The 24,712-nt window shown below is 44.4% G+C and carries 21 protein-coding genes and 1 riboswitch; of the genes, 11 read left to right on the forward strand and 10 right to left on the reverse strand.

What is annotated here, in order from left to right:
- Nucleotides 1-111 precede the first annotated feature (111 nt).
- Complete coding sequence (locus MUCPA_RS30880; RefSeq protein ID WP_008511893.1) at nt 112-879, reverse strand: DNA alkylation repair protein; 768 nt, start codon at nt 877-879, stop codon at nt 112-114.
- Nucleotides 880-1,115: 236 nt separating this feature from the next.
- Between MUCPA_RS30880 and MUCPA_RS30885 the strand changes: the two genes are divergently transcribed.
- Complete coding sequence (locus tag MUCPA_RS30885; RefSeq protein WP_233276811.1) at nt 1,116-1,877, forward strand: PfkB family carbohydrate kinase; 762 nt, start codon at nt 1,116-1,118, stop codon at nt 1,875-1,877.
- Nucleotides 1,878-2,006: 129 nt separating this feature from the next.
- Here the strand turns inward: MUCPA_RS30885 and MUCPA_RS30890 are convergent, their stop codons facing one another.
- A complete protein-coding gene (locus MUCPA_RS30890; RefSeq protein WP_008511896.1) occupies nt 2,007-2,843 on the reverse strand; it encodes an SDR family NAD(P)-dependent oxidoreductase in 837 nt (278 codons plus the stop codon).
- 81 nt (nt 2,844-2,924) lie between these two features.
- The gene (locus tag MUCPA_RS30895; RefSeq protein ID WP_008511897.1) at nt 2,925-3,824 is read right to left on the reverse strand and encodes a helix-turn-helix domain-containing protein; all 900 of its coding nucleotides are present in this window, start codon (nt 3,822-3,824) and stop codon (nt 2,925-2,927) included.
- Between the two features lie 854 nt (nt 3,825-4,678).
- Here MUCPA_RS30895 and dcp point away from each other — a divergent pair.
- The 5 genes from dcp to MUCPA_RS30920 all read left to right on the forward strand — a co-directional run bounded on the left by dcp (nt 4,679) and on the right by MUCPA_RS30920 (nt 9,344).
- Entirely contained in the window at nt 4,679-6,811 is a 2,133-nt protein-coding gene (dcp, locus tag MUCPA_RS30900; protein ID WP_008511898.1) for a peptidyl-dipeptidase Dcp, read from the forward strand.
- Between the two features lie 168 nt (nt 6,812-6,979).
- Nucleotides 6,980-7,363, forward strand: coding sequence for a nuclease A inhibitor family protein (locus MUCPA_RS30905; protein ID WP_040626705.1), 384 nt, complete (start codon nt 6,980-6,982; stop codon nt 7,361-7,363).
- A 165-nt stretch (nt 7,364-7,528) separates the two neighbouring features.
- On the forward strand, nt 7,529-7,900 hold the full coding sequence (locus MUCPA_RS30910) for a response regulator transcription factor (RefSeq protein WP_008511900.1): 372 nt from the start codon (nt 7,529-7,531) through the stop codon (nt 7,898-7,900).
- A gap of 802 nt (nt 7,901-8,702) precedes the next feature.
- Nucleotides 8,703-8,924: a hypothetical protein gene (locus tag MUCPA_RS30915; RefSeq protein WP_008511901.1), complete on the forward strand. Its 222-nt coding sequence runs from the start codon at nt 8,703-8,705 to the stop codon at nt 8,922-8,924.
- 147 nt (nt 8,925-9,071) lie between these two features.
- Complete coding sequence (locus MUCPA_RS30920; RefSeq protein WP_008511902.1) at nt 9,072-9,344, forward strand: UBP-type zinc finger domain-containing protein; 273 nt, start codon at nt 9,072-9,074, stop codon at nt 9,342-9,344.
- A 59-nt stretch (nt 9,345-9,403) separates the two neighbouring features.
- On the opposite strand, the gene tenA is transcribed toward MUCPA_RS30920, so the two are convergent.
- Genes tenA through thiM form a run of 4 tightly spaced genes read right to left on the reverse strand, consistent with a single transcriptional unit; the run spans nt 9,404 to nt 12,320 of the window.
- Complete coding sequence (tenA, locus tag MUCPA_RS30925; RefSeq protein ID WP_008511903.1) at nt 9,404-10,066, reverse strand: thiaminase II; 663 nt, start codon at nt 10,064-10,066, stop codon at nt 9,404-9,406.
- Nucleotides 10,053-10,886, reverse strand: a complete 834-nt coding sequence (thiD, locus tag MUCPA_RS30930; protein ID WP_008511904.1) for a bifunctional hydroxymethylpyrimidine kinase/phosphomethylpyrimidine kinase — start codon at nt 10,884-10,886, stop codon at nt 10,053-10,055. Before thiD ends, tenA begins: the two co-directional genes overlap by 14 nt.
- Nucleotides 10,873-11,523, reverse strand: coding sequence for a thiamine phosphate synthase (gene thiE / locus MUCPA_RS30935; protein ID WP_008511905.1), 651 nt, complete (start codon nt 11,521-11,523; stop codon nt 10,873-10,875). The genes thiD and thiE overlap by 14 nt, the downstream gene beginning before the upstream one ends.
- 5 nt (nt 11,524-11,528) lie before the next feature.
- Nucleotides 11,529-12,320: a hydroxyethylthiazole kinase gene (gene thiM / locus MUCPA_RS30940; protein WP_008511906.1), complete on the reverse strand. Its 792-nt coding sequence runs from the start codon at nt 12,318-12,320 to the stop codon at nt 11,529-11,531.
- Nucleotides 12,321-12,378: 58 nt separating this feature from the next.
- Nucleotides 12,379-12,477, reverse strand: a riboswitch (TPP riboswitch).
- Between the two features lie 271 nt (nt 12,478-12,748).
- Between thiM and MUCPA_RS30945 the strand changes: the two genes are divergently transcribed.
- Both MUCPA_RS30945 and MUCPA_RS30950 read left to right on the forward strand, forming a co-directional pair.
- A complete protein-coding gene (locus MUCPA_RS30945) occupies nt 12,749-14,881 on the forward strand; it encodes a PAS domain-containing protein (RefSeq protein WP_008511907.1) in 2,133 nt (710 codons plus the stop codon).
- Nucleotides 14,882-14,988: 107 nt separating this feature from the next.
- Nucleotides 14,989-15,963, forward strand: a complete 975-nt coding sequence (locus MUCPA_RS30950) for an alpha/beta hydrolase (RefSeq protein WP_008511908.1) — start codon at nt 14,989-14,991, stop codon at nt 15,961-15,963.
- 215 nt (nt 15,964-16,178) lie between these two features.
- On the opposite strand, the gene MUCPA_RS30955 is transcribed toward MUCPA_RS30950, so the two are convergent.
- Nucleotides 16,179-16,835, reverse strand: a complete 657-nt coding sequence (locus MUCPA_RS30955; protein WP_394330573.1) for an NADPH-dependent F420 reductase — start codon at nt 16,833-16,835, stop codon at nt 16,179-16,181.
- 430 nt (nt 16,836-17,265) lie between these two features.
- Here MUCPA_RS30955 and gltB point away from each other — a divergent pair, with 430 nt between their 5' ends.
- The 3 genes from gltB (at nt 17,266) to MUCPA_RS30970 (ending at nt 24,072) form a co-directional block, all read left to right on the forward strand.
- Complete coding sequence (gltB, locus tag MUCPA_RS30960) at nt 17,266-21,789, forward strand: glutamate synthase large subunit (RefSeq protein ID WP_008511910.1); 4,524 nt, start codon at nt 17,266-17,268, stop codon at nt 21,787-21,789.
- A gap of 7 nt (nt 21,790-21,796) precedes the next feature.
- Nucleotides 21,797-23,275, forward strand: a complete 1,479-nt coding sequence (locus tag MUCPA_RS30965; RefSeq protein ID WP_008511912.1) for a glutamate synthase subunit beta — start codon at nt 21,797-21,799, stop codon at nt 23,273-23,275.
- 227 nt (nt 23,276-23,502) lie between these two features.
- Nucleotides 23,503-24,072 carry a hypothetical protein gene (locus MUCPA_RS30970; protein ID WP_157544016.1) on the forward strand — a complete coding sequence of 190 codons (570 nt, stop codon included), beginning with the start codon at nt 23,503-23,505 and terminating at the stop codon, nt 24,070-24,072.
- Here MUCPA_RS30970 and MUCPA_RS30975 read toward each other — a convergent pair.
- Together MUCPA_RS30975 and MUCPA_RS30980 are read right to left on the reverse strand one after the other, a co-directional pair.
- Nucleotides 24,069-24,299, reverse strand: a complete 231-nt coding sequence (locus MUCPA_RS30975) for a (4Fe-4S)-binding protein (protein WP_008511916.1) — start codon at nt 24,297-24,299, stop codon at nt 24,069-24,071. The genes MUCPA_RS30970 and MUCPA_RS30975 overlap by 4 nt on opposite strands.
- On the reverse strand, nt 24,296-24,607 hold the full coding sequence (locus MUCPA_RS30980) for a hypothetical protein (protein ID WP_008511918.1): 312 nt from the start codon (nt 24,605-24,607) through the stop codon (nt 24,296-24,298). The genes MUCPA_RS30975 and MUCPA_RS30980 overlap by 4 nt, the downstream gene beginning before the upstream one ends.
- Between the last annotated feature and the right edge of the window lie 105 nt (nt 24,608-24,712).

Here is a 24,712-nt window from a genome sequence, read left to right on the forward strand (position 1 = left end):
GATTAGCTCCTGTCGGTCTTTTACTGGGTAGTGGATTTTAGAGATTCGGTGGTTGGTTTACAAAGTATACGGCAGTGGCTCCATCAGGGGAAAGCTTAAATCATTTTTAGATTAACCCTGCTTGGGTGTTTTTTGCTGTTTCTTTAAGAATTTTCTTAATTGTTTAAGTTCGTCTTTTTTAGCCGTATCCAATTTTTCAATAGCTGCCGTAAAAGCTACCGGGTGTATGGCTGCAATTTGTTGTTGTAGCAAGGCCAGGGTTTGTGCCGGATAAACATTGCCCATTTCGCGCAAAGCCCAGCCAACGCCTTTTTGTACAAAATAGTTTTCGTCGGTTAGTAGGGTACTCAACATGGCCAATAGTTTTTCAAAAGAGGGAAGGCTTTTTCTGATCCTGCTATAATATAAAGTACCTACAACAGATTGCCGGCGTTCCCATGGGTTTGCGGATTTATTCCAAAGCATATATTGGGCGTATACTACAGAGGGTTCTTTTTCGAGCAGGTGAGCATACACGGACGACAGACTATCCGAATGCGCCCAATTGTCAACCTGCTTTACCCAGTTTTTTAATGTGTCCCATAAAAAAGCAGGCTCAAAACAACGCTCATTTTGGCTTACAAACATCAACGCGAAATTCATAATTTCATACTGTCGGCTTGTTGTCCACAACTGATCCCAGATTTCCAATTGTTTATCAACAGGTAGCCTGCTAAAGCTGAATCCTTTTTTAAATAACAAGCGCTGCCCAGGAACCGACAAACCGATAAGATCATAATTGGTACCGATGTATTTCTTCAGATCCTTAAATTTGGATGGCTTATTGGTTTTCGCCGCTTTAACCAGTAGCTGCAATAATTCTTCTTTTATCGGGTCCATGGGGCGTAAATTTAAGGTATCTGGGTAAATTACCCTATCAATTGGTCATGGTAATTCAACAATTGAGGTAAGTACAAAGGTTAGATAAGTAAACCTTTTTTTAATCTTAATTTAATATCTATCTTGCCGCGATGTATGATATTTGTTGTATAGGTCATATCACGTCAGATAAGGTAGTCAACGCCAGGGCCGTAATGTATATGCCCGGCGGCACTGCTCTCTATTTTTCGTGCGCAATGAGCAAGCTTAACATGAGCTACCTTTTGGTAACATCCCTTGCTCCGGCCGAGATGGATTATGTTGCCAGTCTGGAAAATCAAGGTATCCCTATAATAACCTACCCCAGTGCCAACACTGTAAATTTTGAAAATATTTATGCCGAAGATCAGGACCAGCGTACACAAAATGTATTGCAGAAAGCTGATCCCTTTTCAATAGAACAGTTTAAAAACGTTGATGCTAACGTTTTTCATCTTGGCCCTTTGCTGGCCGATGATATTCCGGTCGATCTGATCCGGTACCTGGCGGGCAAAGGCACTATCAGTTTGGATGTGCAAGGGTATTTGCGTAAGGTTGAGGACAAAAAAGTATACCCTACCGACTGGCCCGGTAAAAAAGAAGCGCTACCGTTTGTTGACATACTGAAGGCCGACGTTGCCGAGTTGAACGCACTAACGGGCTGCCAAGATGTGCACCAGGGCGTTAGGATTTTAAACGATTGGGGCGTTAAAGAAATTGTAATTACCAACGGGAGCATGGGCTCGTTGATTTACCGTGATAATCAGTTTTATGATATCCCTGCTTATGCACCACCGGTAATTTTAGATGCCACCGGTTGTGGCGATACTTACATGGCCGGTTATTTATACCAGCGTAACAAGGGCGCAGGTATACAGCAACGCGGCGAATTTGCAGCAGCCATGGCTGGTTTAAAAACCGCCAGTGCCGGCCCGTTTGCCGGTACCGAAGAGGATGTAAACAGATTTTTATTGAAGTGATTGCCTTTTTGATAGGGCATACAGCATAATGAAGCATGTAGCTGGCAATTTCTCCCTGAAGAGCACTTGCTTGGCTAAGCGCCGCTTCAGGGAGAAAAGCAAAGGTTTATACAGCGAATGCAAATGGGGTCAGAAGTCAGTTGAGCAGGTCAAATTCTCCCATAAGCGGATCTCATCGTGTAAATTGTCAATTTTGATAAGGGCTCTGTTGTAGGCATCTCCGCCCAGCAATAAATAAAGTGGCGGATTCTCTTCGCCTGCTATTTTTATAATGGCCTCCGCAGCTTTTTTGGGATCGCCGGGCTGTTGGCCATCCATCTTTTTATACTTTTTGTGGGTTGCCCTTACATCCTCATAATCCTCTATGGGGTTTGCAGTCATCGCCAATGATTCTGGGGTTAAAAAATTGGTCCTGAAAGCGCCTGGAGCTACTAAAGTAACCTTAATACCCAATGATTTTACATCCGTGGCGAGTACCTCGGTTAAACCAACTACAGCGTGTTTGGCGGCACTGTAAATTGCCCAGCCTGTGCCCGGCGCTATACCCGCTATGGATGAGATGTTCATGATGTGGCCCGAGCGTTGTTTACGCAGGTAAGGCATTACATACCTGATAACGTTGAGCGTTGCAAAAACATTCACATCAAAAGCTTGCCGTGTCTCTTCATCGCTCAATTCTTCAATTGCGCCGCCTATGCCATAACCAGCATTGTTAATCACTACATCTATCTTACCAAAAACTTCATAAGTGTGCTGCAGGGAGAGCGATACACTGCTTTCGTTCACCAAATCTACCTGTAAGGGCAAAAAGTTGCTGCTGTTTGTGTTAACCGCATTAATTAATTCCTGTTGATTTCTGGAGGTGGCTGCCACAAACTCACCTGCATATAATAATTGTTTAACCAGACTAAGCCCGAAGCCTTTTGAAGCCCCGGTAATAAACCATACTTTTTTGTTGTTATCCATTCGTGCTACTGATTTGATATACAAAAGTAGATAGCGGGCAGGCGCAAAGTATTACGCTAATCAAACAGATGCTTACAAAATTCAAACATTTCTAAAAGTTGAGGGCGTAGTACGGGTTTGTTTTTTGAAAAAGTTGTTGAAATGGGTAGGTTCTTCAAAGCCCAGGCAGTAACCAATTTCGGCAATATTCCAGTCGGTATGCTTGAGTAACGATTTGGCTTCGTTCAGCAGTCGTTCCGCAATATGGTCGGTAGTGGTTTTGCCGGTAGTCTGGCGTATGGCCCTGTTCAGGTGGTTTACATGTACCGATAGATGTTGTGCAAAATCACTTGCCGACCTTAACTGAAAGCGCTGTGATGGCGATTCGATAGGGAACTGCCTTTCCAGTAATTCTGTAAAAACAGAGGTGATTCTGGATTTGGCATCCGGGTGTTTATAAATATTTTCCGTAGGCTGGGTTTTCAATGCATAATGCATAATCTCGCTCACGTAATTGCGGATCAAATCATATTTAAAGGCATAATCCGAATTTATTTCGTCGATAATTTTCAGGAACAAACTGCTAACATAGGCGTCCTGGCTTTCGTCAAGCGAATAAAGCGGAGTGGCGCCCAGTTGAAACATAGGTAGTTCGGTTAAGTTCCCCCGCATTTTTTCTGTGAAAAACGCTTCGGTAAACAAGCAAAAAAAGCCTGTACGCTCGTCGCCCAGCGATTCAAATGTGTAAGGTACCTGCGGATTGAAAAAGATGAGCGATGTGCCCGATAGCTCTAAACTTTTGTTGGCATAATGGCAGATGCCTTTTCCGCGGCTCAAGCTTATCTTATAAAAATTTCTGCGGCTGTAGGTCACCGGTTTGGAATTCGGGCCCGAGCAGTCTTCTACCCTGAAAACGTTGAAGTGCCCAATGTTTTGCTGTAAGTTATCGGGTAGCCAATCAAATTTATTTTTGTAAAATTCTTCGAGTGTTTCTGTTGCCATAGCGCGAAGTTACAAAATTCAAACTGAATACCCAGGGTTGGTTGATTGGTGTTTATGCCATTTGTTTAGCGTAGTGCCAGTGTGATGTTCTACCTTAATAATGACGTATACTTAAGCTATTGATTCAATATCGAATCGTCATTGCGAGGTACGAAGCAATCTCTACATAGGCAGAGTTGCTCTGAAGATTCTCCCTGTATATTATAAAGACGTCTATTTAAGTTTTTGATTATCAGTTCGTCTGTTTTTGCGTTAATAATCAGTATTCTTAATTTACAACATCGGCCCGCTCAGTCGCCGCGGGAAGGGCTTTGTTCTTTTTTCTTGACAAAAAAGAACCAAAAAGTCAAGACTGCCCGATCCTTCCGCCCACAGGCCAGCTCCCGGCCCGGCGTGCAGTCAGGGCCTTTGCCCGCTTTTTTTTTGCGCATAACAGTCTTTAGGTTTCAAACATATCCCCTTTTGTGTGCTCTGAAGCTGTCCTAAGCCTGTCGAAGGACGTGTGGCATGGCCTTGTACGAGGTGTTTTTTGATGCAGCTGATCATTGCGATTGCTTAAGTTTTTGATTGTCAATGTGTGTATTGTCGCTCTAAATTTATCAAGTTTCAAACGTGGTTCCTGTTTTTTCGGCTGGCCGGATCTGTTTCTTGTAAGGGATGCCAACCAAATTGAGTATTTGCGAAGATCAACACTTAAATAAACAGGATAGGCGATACCGTTGCAACCATAAAGGTACCTTTGCCACCAAACTATTTTAACATTTGTTTACAAACAGCAGCCATTAACAGTTCCTTTTTTATAAATTGTCGGCTTTATAATTAACTGGCTACTCATTAATAATTAAAGCGATATAATGAAGTATTTATTTTTACCTGTACTAACTATGTTAACTGTTTCGGCAGGCAGTGCCTTTGGCCAAACAACCCCGGCATCGGGCCTCGACCCTGCAAACCCCTTTTATCTGCCCAGCGCGTTGCCTTTCCAGGCTCCTGCATTTGATAAGATTAAAAATGAAGATTTTAGGCCCGCTATGGAGGCTGGTATGAAAGAGCAATTAGCCGAAATTCAAAAAATTGCTGATAATAAGGCTGCACCCACCTTGGCCAATACACTGGTAGCCATGGAAAAAAGCGGCAGGTTATTAAACCGGGTAAACGCAGTGCTCAATGTGTACACGGGAGCCAATACCAACCCGGTGCTGCAAAAGGTAGAGCAGGATGAAGCGCCTAAACTGGCGGCCAACAACGATGCCATTTACCTCAATACAAAATTATTTAAAAGGGTAGAGGCTATTTATCAACAAAGAGAACAACTGAAACTCGATGCCGAATCAAAACGGCTGGTTGAGTTTTATTATCAAAATTTTGTGCTGGCCGGAGCCCGGCTGTCTGAACCGGATAAAGAAACGCTCAAAAAATTAAACCAGGAGGAAGCTTCGTTACGAGCCAAATTTGGTAGTCAGTTACTGGCCGGTACCAAAGCGGGCGGCCTGGTGATCAATGATAAGGCCGAATTGGATGGCTTGTCTGACGCAGCTATCGCTGCGGCCGCTCAAAATGCCAAAGCTGCCAACCTGGAAGGTAAATGGCTGCTTACTTTGCAAAATACTACGCAACAGCCCGATTTACAATCGCTTAAGAACCGCGCTACCCGCCACAAGCTTTTTGAGGCATCGTGGACCAGGACTGAAAAGGGCGATGCTAACGATACACGCGCAACCATCTCGCGTATAGCACAAATCAGGGCTCAAAAAGCTAAGCTTTTAGGTTTTGCAAGTTACGCCGCCTGGAAGCTACAGAACCAGATGGCTAAAACTCCCGAAGCTGTTGAAGCATTTTTGGATAAATTGGTACCCGCTGCCACAGCAAAAGCAAAGCAGGAAGCGGCTGATATACAGGCTTTGATCGACCAGCAAAATGGTGGCTTTAAGGTTGAAGCCTGGGACTGGAATTTTTATGCCGAGCAGGTTCGTAAAGCTCGTTATGACCTTGACGAAAGCCAGATTAAACCTTACCTTGAAATTAACAACGTATTGCAGAAGGGCATATTTTATGCGGCTAACCTGCTTTATGGCATAAACTTTAAGGAGCGTAAAGATTTACCCGTTTACCAGGAAGACGTACGGGTGTTTGATGTTTTTGATAAAGATGGCAAACAACTGGCTTTGTTTTACTGTGATTACTACAAGCGCGATAATAAAAGGGGCGGTGCCTGGATGAGCAATATGGTTGGCCAATCATACCTGTTGGGTACCATACCCGTTATTTACAACGTATGTAATTTTACCAAGCCCGCGCCGGGTCAGCCAGCGTTGATCAGCTTCTCTGAAATGACAACCATGTTCCATGAGTTTGGTCACGCCCTGCACGGGATGTTTTCGAGCCAGAAATATCCGGGATTATCGGGCACCAGCACCGCGCGCGATTTTGTAGAGTTTCCATCGCAATTCAACGAGCATTGGGCCACCGATCCTAAGGTGATCAGCCATTTTGCCTTGCATTATAAAACCGGCGAGCCTATGCCCCAGGCCCTGATCAACAAAATGAAAAGTGCGGCCACTTTTAACCAGGGCTATGCGTTTACAGAAATTTTAGCGGCACATAACCTGGATTTAAAATGGCATAGCCTGCCACCCGATGCGCCGTTACAGGACGTAGATCAATTTGAGGCCGGCGCGTTACATCAAACTGGTTTGGATTTACCGCAGGTTCCACCTCGGTACCGCTCATCTTATTTTTCACATATCTGGGGAAGCGGTTACGCCGCCGGTTACTATGCGTACTCGTGGACGGAAATGCTGGCGCACGATGCTTTTGCCTGGTTCGAAGAGCATGGCGGCCTGACCCGCGAAAACGGCCAGCGTTTCAGGGATATGATATTGTCTCGCGGTAATACGATAGAATTAGGAAAAATGTATCGCGATTTCCGCGGACATGATGCGGATATCAAACCTTTATTAATCAGCCGCGGATTGGTTACTAAATAAATGCTTTTGATTTAAAAGAACGTTATTCCCTGTATAAGATTCCAATAATCGGCCCTGACATTCAATGGTCGTTATTGGATTCTTAAATTTTGGATGGCAAAATTGAGCTGTTTCAAAACAATTTTACGCTAATGCGTTTACTGATTGGACATTCAATTGATCCTACACATGGAAAATACACAAACAAAATTAGAAAACGCGGCAGATGGCTTGTTGATGATGAGTGAATCTGACTACCCGTTTGATTACTTTACCACAACCGATGAAGTGGTTGATGATAACCTGATTTTAAAACTTGCCGGAAAACCCGCTGGTACCTTAGTAGAAAAAACAACGCTCGATTATTTGTTGCGCAACATGACCAATCCCGCTTCGGGTTCCGTATCTCCCGAAATAGCAACTCGGTTTAGCCAGTTATCCACTGCCTTAAAGCAAGAGTTAAGTGAGCCCGAGGTGTACCGGGTGGGCGACAGGCAGATTGATGTATTTATTTTAGGTAAAACAAACGAAGGTGTGATAGCCGGCATGCGCACTAAATTAATCGAAACCTGATTTTAAAGCCAGGTTAGGTTATCATAAACCAGTTTTGGCTGGTGGATATGTTATTTAAAAACCAAAATATATCCAAACCGGTTTTAAAGGCCATATTCAATACATTTTTTATAAAGATGTGGTGAACAATGCATAAAGTGGTCTTAAAATTGCTTGTGTAAGTTTATGAAACGAAAAGTACTTGTAATTGAAGATGAGCCCATTATTGCGGAGATGATGAGCATACTTTTGGAGGTTGAGGGCTATAAGGTTATCAGCCTGGCCGACACGGCAAGGGCCCGGCAAAAGCTTCATCAAAAAGAAGTAGACATGGTGATGCTTGACCTGGGTTTGAAGGGCGAAAACGGCCAATCAATGTGTGCCTATATTAAAGGGCAAGATGACCTGAAACATATACCGGTAATACTCGTTTCGGCCAATAGCGATTTGGAACAGATTAAACAGGAATGCGGTGCCGACGATCATATTGCCAAGCCGTTCGATCTTACTTTTTTTCTGCAAAAGGTGCGTAGCCATGCCGACGCCATTGTTCAGTAGCCAGAAACTGTTTGTTTATAATGATGTTAAGTTATTGATTATCAATATCAAATCGTCATTGCGAGGTACGAAGCAATCTCTACATAGGCAGAGCGGCTTTGAAGGTTCTCCCTGTATATTATAAAGGCGTCTACTTAAGTTTTTGATATGAGTGCGTCTGTTTTTGCTCCGACAATCAGTATTCTTAATTTGTAACATCGGCCCGCTCAGTCGCCGCGGGAAGGGCTTTGTTCTTTTTTCTTGACAAAAAAGAACCAAAAAGTCAAGACTGCCCGATCCTTCCGCCCACAGGCCAACACCCGGCCCGGCGTGCAGTCGGGGCCTTTGCGCACTCTTCATATCTGCACTTGGTAATCTATAGGTTTTCAAACGTCATCCTTGTTTTTTTTTCGGTTGGCCGGGTCCATTACTTATAATGATGTGCTGTTAAGTTGTTGATTGTCAAAGTTGAATCTCTCTCCGTCATGTCATCCCGACGCCAGGAGGGACCTTTTGCGCGCGATAAGTATGCATCATATCGGGTGCGCTGATTGTCAATGTGCTATCTTTGCTCCAATAATCAGTATTTTTAATTTACTACATCGGCCCGCTCAGTCGCCGCGGGGAGGGTTGTTACTTCATCATCTTATTTTTCCTGAAGGCAAGTGCCTCACCTTGTATTCATTACGTACGAGGACAATATCAGGTATAAATTAGCCTTTTAAGATTGCCTTTGGCGATGTTAATTCCGCGGCTTGTTTATTTTTCTGTATTCATCCGAATCAAAAATGATTTCTGGTGGTTATACTTAAAAACAAGCGCCATGAAAACTCCAGCAAATTACAACCCGGATATCGACCCGATTGATGATGAAGATCAAACTACTGACGAGGAATTGGCAGGTAATGAGGAGGAACAATATACCGAAGATGAAGACGATCTCAGGGAAATCAGAACCAGCGATGATGTGGATGAACCCGATCCGGAAGATCCGGACTTAGTACCCTTAGAATCTGGCGATCCGGATACGCTTGAAGATGAATAAACGGATAGGTTGTAAAAGCGTTTAAAAATAAGGGAATAAAACTACCGTATTAAACGGGCTTTGTGCAATTTTGAATATTGATACGGGTATGCTCTAATACGGTGCAAGGCCGGTTATCGATTGTATCGCTTAAAACCAGTTTAATTTATGAACGATCAACAACTTTGTAAGCATCTTCAGGCCATAGAACAGGTAAAAATAGGGGAGGGCCACGTTTGCGAAGAATGCGTGAAGCATCATCAGCAATGGGTGCACCTACGTACCTGCCAAACCTGCGGTGTTACCTTATGCTGCGACGATTCGCCGCAACAGCACATGACCAAGCATTACCATGCTGAACATCACCCGGTAATAGCATCTGCCGAGCCCGGAGAACGCTGGCTATGGTGCTACCCGGATGAGCAGTTTGTGGAATATTGATACATGATTGTCAAAAAAGTCGTTCAGTCCGGTTTCTGCCGAGCGACTTTTTTTAACTATCAAATAAGCTTAGCGGCCCATGTTTCCATCCGCCAGGCGCTGTCCCAAAACAACCATTCCAACTGGCAGCCCATTTCAAAAGCATCGGCCATGGCTTGTTGTTGCTGTTGGGTACAGTTTTGAGCCGCATCATTGCAAATATCAATAGCTTTGGCAACCAGTTGCGCAAATTCTTCGCCAGCATAAGTATCAATCCATTCACTATAAGGGTTGTTAGTCACTTGGTGCTGCCCGTAAATATAGTCGCCCACCTTTTGGTATATCCAAAAACAGGGCAATACGGCGGCCATGGCCACCTCTACCTGTGCCAGTGCGGCTGTGCTGAGTAAAAAACTGGTATAGTAATGGCAGGCAGGCGTTGGCTTGGCCAAACCGCTAATATTATAGGTGTTAAAATAGCTTGCATGCAAGGTGCTTTCAACCACTATGGCACCCTCGGCAAAACGGGTATAGTCCAGCACATGCTGTGTTTGGTGAGCCCGCCCCGCAATAAGTGCCAAAGCCCTTCCAAATTGTTCCAGGTAAAGGGCATCCTGCTCAATGTAAAATTTAAACTTTTCTTGAGGCAATGTGCCTGCAATAAGCTCCTGTATAAAGGGCATTGCAATAATTTTTTGATAAATATGCTCGGCTTGTTGCCAGGCGGTGTTACTCCAGCTCATATTGAATAGCGATTTGAGGATTAAAAAAATGGTTAACAGGCCCGTGGCCCTGGCCGGTTACTACCTGCGCGCCCTGTTCTATAGCCTGATGGATATAGTGCTGCGCCTGTATAATGGCGTTTTTTAATGAATTACCCCGGGCTAAAAAGGCGGCTATTGCCGATGATAAGGTGCACCCAGTACCGTGTGTATTGCGCGATTGTACCGCCACAGAGCTAAATAACTCCTGATCGGCATTTTGATCCAGATAGAAATTGTAAAGAGTATCTCCCTGTAAATGCCCACCCTTAATTAAAACGGCTTTGCAACCTTTTTTTAATAGTTCCGCTGCCGCATTTTGCATATCGGTTACATTATTCACGCGTTTGCCAGTCAATAGGGCGGTTTCATCTAAGTTGGGTGTAAGCAGTGTGGCCAAGGGGAATAATTCCTTTTTAAGCAGGCCGATGGTATCATGCTCAATCAACTGGTCGCCACTGGTGGCTACCATTACCGGGTCGAGCACAACCGGTATATGCGGGTAATTTTTAAGGGTTGTGGCAATAGCCAATGCCAGTTCGGCGCTATGGATCATTCCTATTTTAATAGCCAATGGTTTGATGTCGTCCATCACTGCTGTAATCTGCCCGGCCACAATCTCCGGCGGAATACTGTGTATCGCGGTAACGCCAAGTGTATTTTGTACGGTGATGGCCGTAATAGCCGATGTACCGTAGCAGCCTAAGGCGGCAAATGTTTTCAGGTCGGCCTGTATGCCTGCACCGCCTCCGCTGTCGGAGCCGGCAATGGTCAATACCGATGTATATTTAAATTTTTTCATAGCTGTTCATACTTCGGTCAATTAGGTTTCTTAATCTTTCTGCCGCCAATGCCGGATTTTCGGCCGAGCAGATAGCCGATACAATTGCCAGGCAATCGGCTCCAGCGGTAATGATAGAAGCGGCATTAGCTTCATTAATTCCGCCGATGGCTACTAAGGGTTTATTGGTTATCTGTCGTACCCTGTGGATGCCTTCAGTTTTCCACTCGGTAACAGTATCCGTTTTGGTATTGGTGGCGTAAACCGGGCTCAGAGCCAGGTAATCTGATACACGTGCATCCTCCGTTTCAAGCTGCGCTTCATACTCAATCGAATAACCTAAAAATTTTGTATCGGGGTGTTGTAAGCGTATTTTAGTTGGCGGGCTGTCGCTGTTACCAACATGTATCCCTGCCGCGCCGCAATGCACGGCTACCGGCAGATTATCATTAATTATCAAAGGGACATTATACCTGTCTAACAGATCTTTCAACAGCAGGGCCTTGTTTAAAAAAGCCTGGTCCGATAGGTTTTTCTCTCTTAGTTGCACCATATCAACGCCACCTTTAATGGCTTGTTCAATCACCCAAAAAAAGTCCCGGCCAAGGCAGGCGGCTTCGTCGGTAACCAGGTAAAGTCGGTAAGGGAAATTGCCCATCACGCTTAGCTTATTTTAAGTGTGGTAAAAAACTCTTCTTCAGTAAGGTTATACAAAATGTCGAGTAGGTTAACCTGTAAACTTCCGGGGCCTGCGGATAGGTCAGCGGCTATTTCACCACATACACCGAGCAGAGCCATAGCAGCTGTAGTAGCCAAAAAAGCATCCTGCGGATTTACCGCCAAAAAAGCGCCGGTTAAAGCCGTAGCGGTGCAGCCAAGGCCGGTAACCTTTGCCATGAGGCTATTGCCGTTTGAAAGCCGTGTTGTGTTATCGTTATTAACAATAATATCCGTAGCGCCCGAAATGCAAACCACACTGCCAAACTCATCGTTAAGCCGTAGCGCTGCCGAAACAGCATCATTACTTTGGTGAACGCTGTCGACTCCTTTGGTACTGTTGCTTTGGCTTGCGAGTGCCATTATTTCGCTGGCGTTTCCTCTAATCACTGTGGGCTTAAGTTTTAAAAGTTGTTTCAATACCTCGTTACGGTAGGTTGTGGCACCTGCGCCAACCGGGTCAAGCACCCAGGGCTTGCCAAGCGTATTGGCTTGTTCAGCAGCAATCAGCATACTTTTAACCCAGTACTCATCAAGCGTGCCTATATTAATTACAAGCGCTCCGGCTATGTTAACCATCTCGGTTAATTCGGCATGGGCATGTGCCATAATAGGTGATGCTCCCACGGCCAGCAAAGCATTGGCAGTATTATTCATTACCACATAATTGGTAATGTTGTGTACCAGCGGCGAGTTTTGTTTAACGGCGATAATTTGCGCCCAGATTTGCTCCTTCATAAAATAGCTATTAAATAAATTAAATGGCCAAGGAGCTCTTTTTGAATAAAAAGATGCAGAACTAACATTTACTTTTCCCTTCGCCGGCATTATCCGGATCAGGTTCAAAGGGTATCATCTCAGTGCCTGTGTTACAGGTACACCCCTAAAGCCGTTGTAAAAGTAAGCAGAATTTATTTTTTCAGCGAGTTTAATTAGCTTATCACATCCGGTTAAATATTGATTAATATCATTAGCTTTGAATGCACTGCCATATTCGGGCTTTGTTTAACCATGATAACCTGAGTTTTAATTTGTAAATGTTTTTTACATTGTTTAATCTGCGGTTGGCCCTTTAAAATACAAACCAATTGTAAGTCGTTTGATCTGATTGTTTAGATCGGGCATTTGTCATCGCCATTTTACAGCTACTCAATTTAAATAATCCAATGATGGATACTTTCAATAAACGGATCATTTACAGTATTGAATTATCCATGCTGATTCTGGCTTGCCTGCTGTTTGCATCCTATTATGATATTAAGCGGGCTAACACGAGGGAATTGTGGCTAAAACATTCGGACGAAGTACTGGTCCATACCGGCCGTATTCAATTAGCTGCAACTGAAAGTGGCATGTCTGCAAGGGATTTTATGCTGACAGGCGACCAGGCATCAGTTACGCGATTTAACCAGGTCAGCAATCAAGCTTTAAAGGAGCTTGATACGGTTAGACATATTACAGCAGATAATTTAGTCATTCCGCCGCTGTTAGATTCGGTAGGTAAGTATCTCAATATACAAACAGCATTTTCAAAACGAGTTATTTCATTACGTAAATCTCAAGGCCTGGCACCGGCTCTCGCGCTTGTTCAAGCTGGCAAAGGTAAAATAGATGCAGATAGGGGTGCTTTTTTTATCAGGCAGGTTGAGCATAACGAGAATGGATTACTGAGTGTGAGAAAGGCCGAGTCTAAAAAAGCCCTTTCAATAGTTAATATAAGTTTGTTTACCACTGGCGCCTTTATTTTAGCGTTTATTGTGATGTTGCTGAAGCGGGGCCGGAAAGAAGCTAAGGATCGAAGCAGGCTGCTCGACCGTTTGATCAGGAATAACGAACACAACAACATCGCAGAAAAATTGGCTTCCCTTGGCACCTGGAGCATGAACCTGGATACTCAGGTGGTTAGCGGGTCTGATGAAATGTACAGGATCTGGGCGATAGATCCTGCAAAAACGGAGAGTGTTTTTGAAAGTTTTATTCAAAAGGTACACCCGGAAGATAGGAACTTTGTGCTTCAAAAAACATTGGATGTTGGTGATAAAACGAATGTAGAAAGCTATAATTTTAGAATTTTAAATAACGGGCAGATCAGGTATCTGAATAATGGGGTAACGGTGATACGCAATGCCGATCATAAGCTCCATACCATTGCCGGCTATGTGCAGGATATTACCGAAAAGCGGCTTGCAGCAGTAGATTTGGAGGATGCCCATATCCAGCTGACTACCCTGTTTAACAGGATAGGGGAGGTTTTATTTTCGAGAGATGTAGTTGAAAACCGATTTATGCGGATATCTGATAACTGCGATCAGATTTTTGGTTATAATCCCGAAGAATTTAAGGCCGATCCTGAATTGTGGATCGCCGTTATTCACTCCGAAGATCGTCATCTGATCGAATCCGGAAATGTCATGTTGGCACAAGGCGTACAAACGGTTAACCAATACCGTGTGATTCGTAAAGACGGTGCTGTACGGTGGGTTGAGAATAAAAGGGTACCTTGGGTGGATGCCAAAGGTACCCTGGTACGGGTTGACGCGGTGATAAAGGATATTACCGAAAAACGTTTAGCCGAGCTGGAGTATGACAGGATGATTGCAGACGTTGTTCAGCGCAATAAAACCCTTGAGCAGTTTACTTATATCGTTTCGCATAATTTTAGGGCACCGGTGGCCAACATTATAGGTTTAAGCCAGATTTTGGATCTGTTGCCGAATGCTAATCCGGCTGAACAAATGGCAGTGATCAAACATATCCTTTCGTCGGTAAATAATCTTGATCATATCGTGAAGGATTTGACGATGGTTTTGCAGGTACGCGAACCGGTGAACGAAAAAAAGGAGACGGTATATTTTAACGATTTGCTAACCGATGTTAAAATGAGTTTACAACCCGTCATCAACCAAAATAATCTGCAAATTAGTTGTGATTTTAGCCAGGTTGACCGCTTGTTCACCATCCGGAATTATCTGTACAGCATCTTCTATCATTTGTTGTTAAATAGCGTTAATTATCGCCGCGAGGATATTGTAACGATGATCAGGGTAGAGGCTTATCAAACATCGGATCATCTGGAACTGGCATTTACAGACAATGGAAAAGGGATTGACCTGGTTCAAAACGGTTCGAAATTGTTTGATTTATACAGCCGTTTTGATACCAGTATACAAGGCAGGGGCATGGGGCTGTTTATGGTAAAAACACAAGTAGAGGCTCTTGGCGGAACCATCGGCGTAAAAAGCAGCCTGATGAAAGGCACAAAGTTTAACATCATACTCCCTTTGATGCCGACGCAGTAAAACCAGGTGTCGCCATCCTCGATCGCTCTGCTAACCAACGAAAATTTGATGGCTTTGAGTAGCATTATCAGCATACAAAATTTACCTTTATAGTAAATTATAACCCGATGCAAGTCCGCTTTATTCTGTTATTAATCATAATCGCTTCTTCTTTCCACGCTTTTGCGCAGCAAAAACCTGTGGAAAGGGATACCTCCTTCACGTTATACAGCGCATTCAAAAACGCAAAAAAGAAATATCCATTTATCACTGTGGCTAATCCGCCGGTACCGGTTAACATCATATCTAAATTGAACCTGGTTTATTGCAGCGTTGGTGGCAGGCAACTGCATCTGGATGTTTTTTATCCATCGGCTAAAAGTAAAAAAAGCTATCCCGCTATACTGATGATTCATGGCGGCGGCTGGCGCTCGGGCGACCGCTCGCAGCATGTGCCTATGGCGCAGCAGATGGCCTCAAAAGGTTATGTAACTGTAACTGCTGAATATCGTCTTTCAAATGAAGCGCTCTATCCGGCTGCTGTTAACGATTTAAAAACGGCTATCCGCTGGATGCGCGCCAATGCTAAAGCATACCATATAGATGCAGGTAAAATTGCGGTATGGGGATTTTCTGCAGGAGGGCAGCTGGCCACGCTTATCGGCACTACCAATAATAGCAGCCTTTTTCCGGGTGATGATTGCTATAATGATCAGTCGGACAAGGTGCAGGCTATTGTTGATGTAGATGGAACACTGGCATTTATTCACCCCGAATCAGGCGAGGGTAACGATAGCAAGGGCAAGTCGGCAGCAACTTATTGGTTTGGGTTCAGCAAGGACGAGCGTCCTGATCTGTGGAACCAGGCAGGAGCCCTTAATCACGTAGACCAACACACGCCGCCTATAATATTTATCAATAGCGCGGTAGACCGCATGCACGCCGGGCGAAGCGATATGATCCATCAACTGGATTCGCTGCATATTTATAGCGAGGTTCATACCCTGCCCGATACCCCTCATCCATTTTTATTATTTAACCCCTGGTTTGAGCCAACCTTAAATTATACCGTTGCGTTTTTAGATAAGATATTTAAGAAGTGAGAAATGAGAAGCAAGAAATAAGAGGCAAGAGATAAGAAATAATAGGCCGAAAGCCAAAGTCCTGCCTCTTATCTCTTGCTTCTTACTTCCTGAATTATACCGTTGCATTTTTAGATAAGATATTTGGAAGTGAGAAATGAGAAGCAAGAAATAAGAGGCAAGAGATAAGAAATAATAGGCCGAAAGCCAAAGTCCTGCCTCTTATCTCTTGCTTCTTACTTCCTGTTTTTAGCTTCCAGCGTTAAAGCTTCGCCGCAGGTAATTTCCTTATTATAAAGTTCCGCGTTAGGCTCCTGTAGTTTGCCGCCATCGTGCAGGCTGCCATTATCAATACCGGCGAAGCCAATTTGTTCTATCAACCTGGCAACTTTGGCTTTGGCTTCGGTATTATCTCCGGCTATAAAAATTGCCCTGCGTTCCTGTAGGGGCAGTTCTTTTTGCGGAGCGTCGGCTAAATGCTTGAAGTGGATGGTGTTAAATGCTTTAACGATAAGGCTGCCCGGCAAGCGTTTGGCAGTTTCTTCGCTCGATGTGCTTTCGCCCAGCTCGAATAGCTCGCCATTTTCCTTATAGGGGTTCATGGCATCTATCACAATTTTGTCCTTTAAATATTGCGGGTCGGGTAGGGCTTCGGGCGATCGCCACGGCACCGTGAGTAAAACCACATCGCCAAAGGCAGCGGCATCGTTTACTTTTAAAGCTATGCAGTTGTCGCCTAATTGCTTTACCATTTCCTGTAGCGATTCCGGTCCGCGCGAGTTACTGATGGCCACCTGGTATCTCGCCTTAATAAATAATTTAGCAAGGGTAAAACCCATATTGCCTGCGCCAATGATGCCTATTTTCATTTTGTAAATTGTTAAATCAGGTATGTTTAGCTAAATATTAAAATTGTATAGTTCCGGGTGTTACAAAAATTATTGTTCAGTGTTTTTGATGCGCCTTTTGATCAGCGATGCTGATGGCCTTCCAGGCTTAAGTGTTATACAATTGACTGCCCAATATGTTTAGTTTAAAAATGCCAGTTAACATGATTTTAGTCATACTTTGGCCAGTTTACGAATTATTGAGATTAATTCTATTGATATTGTAGGCTTTATATTATGTTAATATAGCGAAGTTTTGTGTGGTGTATTTGCCATTTTTTTATTGCTTGGCTATCAATATTAAAATAATGATAATCGAATGCTTCTTTAGGATCATTTTTTTGATTAATCCTAAAAAATTCTTAATCCTTTTATAATTTATCTGTATTGATTATCTTCGTTATTACACCCTTTTATAATAATGCTTTACTAAGCTATGGAGCAAACTGATTCTAACCAGCAAGGTCTTTACCGGCCCGAATTTGAACACGACTCGTGTGGTACCGGATTTATAACCAACATCAATGGGCATAAATCCAACCAAATCATTCTTGACGCGCTTACCATTCTCGAAAACATGGAGCACCGCGGAGCTTGCGGCTGCGATCCTTTGTCGGGCGATGGAGCTGGACTTTTGATACAACTTCCTCATGAGTTTTTCATGGAAGAGTGTACCAGTCTCGAAATAAGCTTACCCGAGCCGGGTGAGTATGGCGTAGGTATGATCTTTTTCCCCAAAGATTCTGCCGTTAAAAAAGCTTGCCGTAACGTGATTAAAAACGCTATCGAAAAGCTTGGGCTACATAACCTGGGTTACCGCAAGGTGCCTGTTGATTCCTCGGGTTTAGGTGAAACCGCCCGCGCTGCCGAGCCTGATGTTGAGCAATTATTTATTGCCCGCCCGCAGCATATTACCAATGCCGACGATTTTGAGCGTAAGCTTTATGTACTGCGCAGGTACATCACCAAAACCATTAACGAAACCATTAAAGATGCCACCGAGGATTTTTACTTCACATCTTTATCCTGCAAAACTATTATATTTAAAGGTCAGTTAACTACTTACCAGGTTCGTCAGTATTTTACCGACTTGTCCGATCCGCGTATGGAATCGGGTTTCGGTATGATCCATTCACGTTTTTCTACCAATACGTTCCCATCATGGCGCCTGGCTCAGCCATTCCGCATGATAGCGCATAATGGCGAGATCAATACCCTTACCGGTAATTTAAACTGGTTTTATTCGGGTTTAAAATCTTATGTATCTCCATACTTCACACAAGAAGAAATGGACATGCTGTTGCCTGTAATTGATAACAATCAATCCGACTCGGCATGCCTGGATAACATCATCGAGATACTATTACACTCAGGCCGCTCATTGCCACACGTGATGATGATGCTGATACCTGAAGCCTGGGACGGCAACGAGCAGATGGACCCGATAAAAAAGGCCTTCTACGAATATCACGCCACGCTGATGGAGCCATGGGATGGTCCGGCAGCTATTTCTTTCACCGATGGTAAACTCATCGGCGCTTTGCTCGACCGTAATGGCCTTCGTCCTTTACGGTATGTGATCACCAGCGATAACCGTGTGATTGCGGCATCAGAAGCCGGCGTATTAGCTCTGGACGAAAAGAATGTAGTACGCAAAGGCCGTTTACAACCCGGTAAGATGTTCCTGATCGATACCGAGCAGGGTAAAATTATTACCGACGACGAAATAAAAAGGAAAGTTACTTCGCAGCAGCCTTACGGGCGCTGGCTCGAAAACTATAAGATTCGCCTGGAAGAATTGCCGGAGCCTCGTTTGTCGTTCTCCAGCCTGTCTGCCAATTCTGTACTTCGTTACCAGCAGGTTTTCGGTTACTCGCGCGAGGATATTGATACCATTATTATGCCTATGGCCATCGATGGTAAAGAGCCTATCGGCTCCATGGGTACCGATGTTCCTTTGGCTATCCTGTCCGACAAGCCTCAGCATTTGTCAAGCTATTTTAAACAGTTTTTTGCCCAGGTTACCAACCCGCCTATTGATCCAATCCGCGAGCGTTTGGTAATGAGTTTGGCTACCTTTATCGGTAACAACGGTAATTTGCTGGACGAGGATAAAATGCACTGCCATTGTGTTACCTTAAAACAGCCCATCCTGAATAATTATGAGCTGGAAAAACTGCGTAGTATTGACACCGGTTTGTTCCACGCTAAAACCATACAAACTTACTTTAAAGCCGACGGGCAGCCGGGTTCACTTGAAAAAGGTATAGCCAGGCTTTGCCGTTACGCCGAAGATGCAGTTGAGGACGGTTTTGAGGTACTGATCCTTCAGGATCGTGCTATTGATTCGGAACATGCTCCCATACCATCTTTAATGGCGGTATCGGCCGTGCATCACCATTTAATTAAAAAAGGCTGCCGTGGTTCGGTAGGCCTGGTTGTTGAAGCTGGTGATGTTTGGGAAGTTCACCACTTTGCCTGCTTACTGGCATTTGGCGCAAGCGCTATTAACCCTTACTTGGCCCTGGCTACTATCGATACTTTAAAGAATGATGGTAAGATAGACCAGAGCATCGACTCAAAAACATTATCAAAAAATTATATTAAGGCCGTTAGTGATGGTTTGTTAAAAATCTTCTCTAAGATGGGAATTTCCACCTTGCAATCGTATCACGGTGCGCAGGTGTTTGAAATTTTGGGTCTTAACAAAAGCGTGGTCGACCGTTACTTTACCGGTGCTGTTACCCGTATAGGTGGCTTGGGTGCCGACGAAATTGCACGCGAGGCATTGTCAAAACATCGTATTGGTTTCGGCGAGTCGAAAAACCAATATCATTTATTGCCAGAAGGCGGTATTTACCAATGGAAACGAAGGGGGGAAGCGCATTTGTTTAACCCTAACACCATCCACTTGTTGCAGCATGCCACCCGCACCAATGACTATAACGTATACAAAAACTACGCTAAAATAGTTAACGAGCAATCAGAGAAACATTTTACCATCCGCGGCCTGCTTGATTTTGCCCACCATCGTGAGTCTATCAGCATCGACGAAGTTGAACCGGTTGAAACCATTATGAAACGTTTCGCTACCGGTGCCATGTCTTTCGGCTCTATCTCTCATGAGGCTCACAGTACCCTGGCCATCGCCATGAACCGCATAGGAGCCAAGAGCAACACTGGCGAAGGGGGTGAGGACGAAATGCGTTACGAGCGTTTGCCTAATGGCGATTCGATGCGCTCAGCCATTAAACAGATTGCTTCGGCACGTTTTGGGGTAACATCAAATTACCTTACCAATGCCGATGAGTTACAAATTAAAATGGCACAAGGTGCAAAACCTGGTGAAGGCGGTCAATTGCCCGGCCACAAGGTTGACGACTGGATTGCCAGAACCCGCCACGCTACGCCTGGTGTAGGTTTGATATCTCCGCCGCCGCACCACGATATTTATTCGATTGAAGATTTGGCGCAGCTGATCTTTGATTTAAAGAACGCTAACCGCACGGCACGTATTAACGTGAAGCTGGTATCAAAAGCCGGTGTAGGTACTATTGCAGCAGGTGTTGCCAAGGCTCATGCCGATGTGATATTGATTGCCGGGTATGATGGTGGTACAGGCGCGTCGCCGATAAGTTCTATCAAACATGCGGGCTTGCCGTGGGAGCTTGGTTTAGCCGAAGCACACCAAACCCTGGTACGCAGTAAACTGCGCAGCCGTGTGGTTTTACAGGCCGACGGACAAATGAAAACCGGTCGCGACCTGGCAATTGCCTGTTTAATGGGAGCCGAAGAATGGGGCGTGGCCACAGCCGCCTTAGTTGTAGGTGGTTGTATTATGATGCGTAAATGCCATTTAAATACCTGCCCTGTAGGTGTTGCCACTCAAGATCCTGAATTGCGCAAGCTATTCACCGGTCAGCCGGATCATGTTGTGAACCTGTTCCGCTTTTTAGCCGAAGAGATGCGCGAGATTATGGCCGAATTAGGTTTCAGAACGATTAATGAGATGGTGGGCCGTGTACAATTCCTTAAGGTTAAGGATGGCATTAAACATTGGAAAGCCAAAAAGATCGATCTTTCCGGCATATTGCACCCGGTATCTAACGCTAAAGGTTTAACACTTTATAACAGCGAGCAGCAAGACCACGGCATGGCCGATATACTCGACTGGAAATTGTTAGAACATGCTAAACCGGCATTGGACGACCAAAGCCCTGTCTTTGCAGCGTTCGACGTTAAAAATACCGACCGTACCATTGGTACCATGCTTTCTAACGAGATCTCTAAACGATATGGATCTGCTGGTTTGCCCGAAAATACCATTAACTACAAGTTTACCGGTTCCGCGGGACAAAGCTTTGGCGCTTTTTCAACCAAAGGCCTGTCTTTTGAATTGGAAGGTGAAGCTAACGACTATGTAGGCAAAGGCCTTTCGGGAGCGCAACTGGCGATCTATCCGTCTAAAGAAGCCACCTTTGTTCCCGAAGATAATATCATCATCGGCAACGTGGCGCTATATGGCGCTACATCCGGCGAGTTATTTATCCGCGGTATGGCCGGCGAGCGTTTTGCCGTGCGTAACTCGGGTGCTACCGCCGTGGTTGAAGGTGTAGGCGATCATGGATGTGAGTACATGACCGGCGGACGTGCGCTTATTTTGGGTACAACCGGTCGTAACTTTGCAGCGGGTATGAGCGGCGGTATAGCCTGGGTTTATGATCCGGAAAATACCTTTACCGAAAATTGCAATACCGAAATGGTAGACCTTGACCCGCTATCGGCAAAAGATAAAGAACAGGTTGTTACATTGCTGCGCAAACATGTGCAAATTACAGGTAGTACGGTTGCCAAAACACTATTGGCCAACTGGGAAGAATCACTTCTGAAATTTGTAAAGGTATTCCCTAAAGAATACAAAAAAGTTTTGCAACAGGCACAATATCAAACCATCAGTTAATATAATAATGGGAAAACCAACTGGATTTAAAGAATTTGGAAGAGAGCTTCCGCATAAAATAGCTCCGCAGGAGCGTGTTAAAAACTACAAGGAATTTGAAAGTTTATATACCGATGAGAAACTGAACGAGCAATCGGCCCGCTGCATGAACTGCGGTGTGCCTTTCTGCCACTCGGGTTGTCCGCTGGGTAATATCATTCCTGAGTTTAACGATGCCGTTTATCGTAAAAATTGGGAAGAAGCTTATACCATTTTATCGTCGACTAACAATTTTCCGGAGTTTACGGGCCGTATATGCCCTGCGCCCTGCGAATCGGCGTGTGTGTTGGGTATTAACAAGCCGCCGGTAGCTATCGAGGAAATTGAAAAACATATCATTGAAATAGCTTACGCTAAAAACCTGGTTAAGCCCACCGCCCCGCTGGTTAGAACCGGCAAAAAAGTGGCGGTTGTAGGTTCTGGTCCTTCAGGCTTGGCTGCTGCGGCACAATTGGCCAAGGCTGGCCATAGCGTTACCGTATATGAGCGCGACGACAGGCCGGGAGGTTTATTGCGTTACGGTATCCCTGATTTTAAATTGGAGAAATGGGTTGTTGATCGCCGGATCCAGATTATGGAGGAAGATGGCATCGTTTTTCAATGCAATACCGAGATTGGTAAAGACATTGCGCCCGATGAACTGCTGCGTAATAACGATGCGGTAATTCTTTCAGGAGGTTCAACCATTCCGCGTAACCTGCCTATCCCTGGCCGGGATTTGAAGGGTATTTATTTTGCAATGGACTTTTTAAAACAGCAAAATAAACGGGTGAGCGGCATAAGCTTTGATGCCGAAGATATTTTGGCCACAGGTAAAGATGTAGTTGTAATAGGTGGCGGTGATACCGGCAGCGATTGCGTGGGCACATCAAACCGCCAGGGGGCAAGCTCCGTAAGGCAATTTGAGGTGATGGTGCAGCCGCCTGCTGAGCGTACGCAACACATGCCGTGGCCAAGTTACCCTATGGTGCTTAAAACCACGAGCTCGCACGAGGAAGGGGTGATGCGCCACTGGGGAATTAACACCAAAGAGTTTTTGGGTGACGAAAAAGGAAATTTGCGGGCACTGAGAGTTACTGATGTAAACTGGGAATTAGATGTGATGAACCGCCCGGTTAAATTTCATGAAATTGAAGGTTCGGAGCGCGAGATACCTTGCCAGCGTGTGTTTTTAGCTATGGGCTTTTTAAACCCGCAATACAACGGTATGCTGGAGCAATTGGGTATTGAGCTTGATGAGCGTAAAAATATAAAAGCGCGCGAGGGTGTTTACCGCACCAATGTAAGCAAAGTGTTTACTGCCGGTGATATGCGTCGTGGCCAGTCGCTGGTGGTATGGGCCATATCCGAAGGCCGCGAGGCTGCGCGCAAAGTTGATGAGTTTTTAATGGGGCATACCACGCTTGAGAGCAAGGATGCTGTTAATATGTTTGAGCAGGTGTTTTAGATCAAATCAAACCATATAATCAGATTAAGCCGGCTTTATGCCGGCTTTTTTTTTAAGCCATAATACACTGATCAAAATTAGTTGGATTCAACAGCTTTGCCGGTAATATTTTAAGCTCTTTTTTCGTTAATTTATTGGATATCGTTGCTCTGTTTACACTGGGTAGATATGCACTGTTGTGTTTTTACAATTTAATTTTAAGCTTATATTACTATGCTGAGCTAACCGTGGAAACTATAAAAAGTAAGGATAACCTGTTGCCACATCTATCGGTAGCTATCAGTAAAAACAAATTACTTTTACTAACCGACCTGCTTTACAATGAAATGTTTGATGTTAAAGAGCTGATCTGCCTAACACTCGTACCCGAGAAGGAGGTAGCTTTTAGGGCCTCATGGTTAATGGAGAATTTGATATTACGTGATTCCTTCAGGTATATTAACGAGATTGATGAGCTTGTTCTAAATTTTTGCCGCATCGGGAACAAAAGCTGCCAGCGCCATTATGCTAAAATAATAATGCATTTAACGGATGGGCGCAGGCCCAAAATGATAAGCGATAAGGTGGCTTTACTAAACCTGGAGCCAGTTGCCGAACGTTGTTTCGATTTGTTGATAGACACAAAAACGCCCGTAGCGGTAAAAACGTTTTGCCTGCAGATTTTGTTTAACCTGAGATTGCGTTACTCCTGGATAGGGGACATGCTCATTGAGCAGCTTAACTTAATGATGAATGCAGGTAAGCCGGGTATAAAGGCCAAATGCCGCAACTTGATAAGCTGCCTTGTTGCCGGTTAAATAGATGCCGGGGCGTTAAACTCAAAAGAAAGTGCGCCAGAGGGGCAATTGTTAATCGTGCGGACAATATCTTCTGTTTCGCCTTCCGACAATTCTATCCATGGTTTACGGCCAGGATCAAAAACAGCCCGAAGCCCACGTACACAGTTGGCGCTATGTAAGCATTTTTCGGGCTGCCAAAAAACAGTGATGTCCTTATTTTGATATGTTTTATGAAAATCTGTCATTTCATATGGTTATGGTTTAATTTGGCTTCAATTGCCGAAGAGCTGTTGTTGGCGTAAACGCCGTAGGCATTCATCAATACACCTTTCAGGTTGTTTTTTTCCGAGTCGATGGCATAAACTATTGACATATCCGATGGGTTGGTAGCGCCCTCAAAACGATAAAACTCAGTAATTTCAAAATCATCTGCAGTCATTTTTATCCCGCGGGCCTTATCATCAATGGTATCACCTTCAAGGCTTAAGTTGGCTGTATATCCCCGCTTGTTCAGGTCCTGTATGGCATCCAGTGCCGTTTCAAAGTTTTTCATGATAGCTTGTATAAAGTTAATTATAATTATTAACCTAAAAGCAGGGGGCTTGTTTTAAATTGGATGGCACAAAAAAAAATCCCCGGCCAAAAAACCAGGGATTAA

Source organism: Mucilaginibacter paludis DSM 18603, from assembly GCF_000166195.2.
In the GTDB taxonomy this organism is placed as follows: Bacteria; Bacteroidota; Bacteroidia; order Sphingobacteriales; family Sphingobacteriaceae; genus Mucilaginibacter; species Mucilaginibacter paludis.

Excerpts from the sequence above, each read along its gene's own strand:
- MUCPA_RS30880 (WP_008511893.1), bottom strand. The coding sequence starts at position 879 with ATGGACCCGATAAAAGAAGAATTATTGCAGCTACTGGTTAAAGCGGCG.
- MUCPA_RS30885 (WP_233276811.1), top strand. The coding sequence starts at position 1,116 with ATGAGCAAGCTTAACATGAGCTACCTTTTGGTAACATCCCTTGCTCCG.
- MUCPA_RS30890 (WP_008511896.1), bottom strand. The coding sequence starts at position 2,843 with ATGGATAACAACAAAAAAGTATGGTTTATTACCGGGGCTTCAAAAGGC.
- MUCPA_RS30895 (WP_008511897.1), bottom strand. The coding sequence starts at position 3,824 with ATGGCAACAGAAACACTCGAAGAATTTTACAAAAATAAATTTGATTGG.
- dcp (WP_008511898.1), top strand. The coding sequence starts at position 4,679 with ATGAAGTATTTATTTTTACCTGTACTAACTATGTTAACTGTTTCGGCA.
- MUCPA_RS30905 (WP_040626705.1), top strand. The coding sequence starts at position 6,980 with ATGGAAAATACACAAACAAAATTAGAAAACGCGGCAGATGGCTTGTTG.
- MUCPA_RS30910 (WP_008511900.1), top strand. The coding sequence starts at position 7,529 with ATGAAACGAAAAGTACTTGTAATTGAAGATGAGCCCATTATTGCGGAG.
- MUCPA_RS30915 (WP_008511901.1), top strand. The coding sequence starts at position 8,703 with ATGAAAACTCCAGCAAATTACAACCCGGATATCGACCCGATTGATGAT.
- MUCPA_RS30920 (WP_008511902.1), top strand. The coding sequence starts at position 9,072 with ATGAACGATCAACAACTTTGTAAGCATCTTCAGGCCATAGAACAGGTA.
- tenA (WP_008511903.1), bottom strand. The coding sequence starts at position 10,066 with ATGAGCTGGAGTAACACCGCCTGGCAACAAGCCGAGCATATTTATCAA.
- thiD (WP_008511904.1), bottom strand. The coding sequence starts at position 10,886 with ATGAAAAAATTTAAATATACATCGGTATTGACCATTGCCGGCTCCGAC.
- thiE (WP_008511905.1), bottom strand. The coding sequence starts at position 11,523 with ATGGGCAATTTCCCTTACCGACTTTACCTGGTTACCGACGAAGCCGCC.
- thiM (WP_008511906.1), bottom strand. The coding sequence starts at position 12,320 with ATGAAGGAGCAAATCTGGGCGCAAATTATCGCCGTTAAACAAAACTCG.
- MUCPA_RS30945 (WP_008511907.1), top strand. The coding sequence starts at position 12,749 with ATGATGGATACTTTCAATAAACGGATCATTTACAGTATTGAATTATCC.
- MUCPA_RS30950 (WP_008511908.1), top strand. The coding sequence starts at position 14,989 with ATGCAAGTCCGCTTTATTCTGTTATTAATCATAATCGCTTCTTCTTTC.
- gltB (WP_008511910.1), top strand. The coding sequence starts at position 17,266 with ATGGAGCAAACTGATTCTAACCAGCAAGGTCTTTACCGGCCCGAATTT.
- MUCPA_RS30965 (WP_008511912.1), top strand. The coding sequence starts at position 21,797 with ATGGGAAAACCAACTGGATTTAAAGAATTTGGAAGAGAGCTTCCGCAT.
- MUCPA_RS30975 (WP_008511916.1), bottom strand. The coding sequence starts at position 24,299 with ATGACAGATTTTCATAAAACATATCAAAATAAGGACATCACTGTTTTT.
- MUCPA_RS30980 (WP_008511918.1), bottom strand. The coding sequence starts at position 24,607 with ATGAAAAACTTTGAAACGGCACTGGATGCCATACAGGACCTGAACAAG.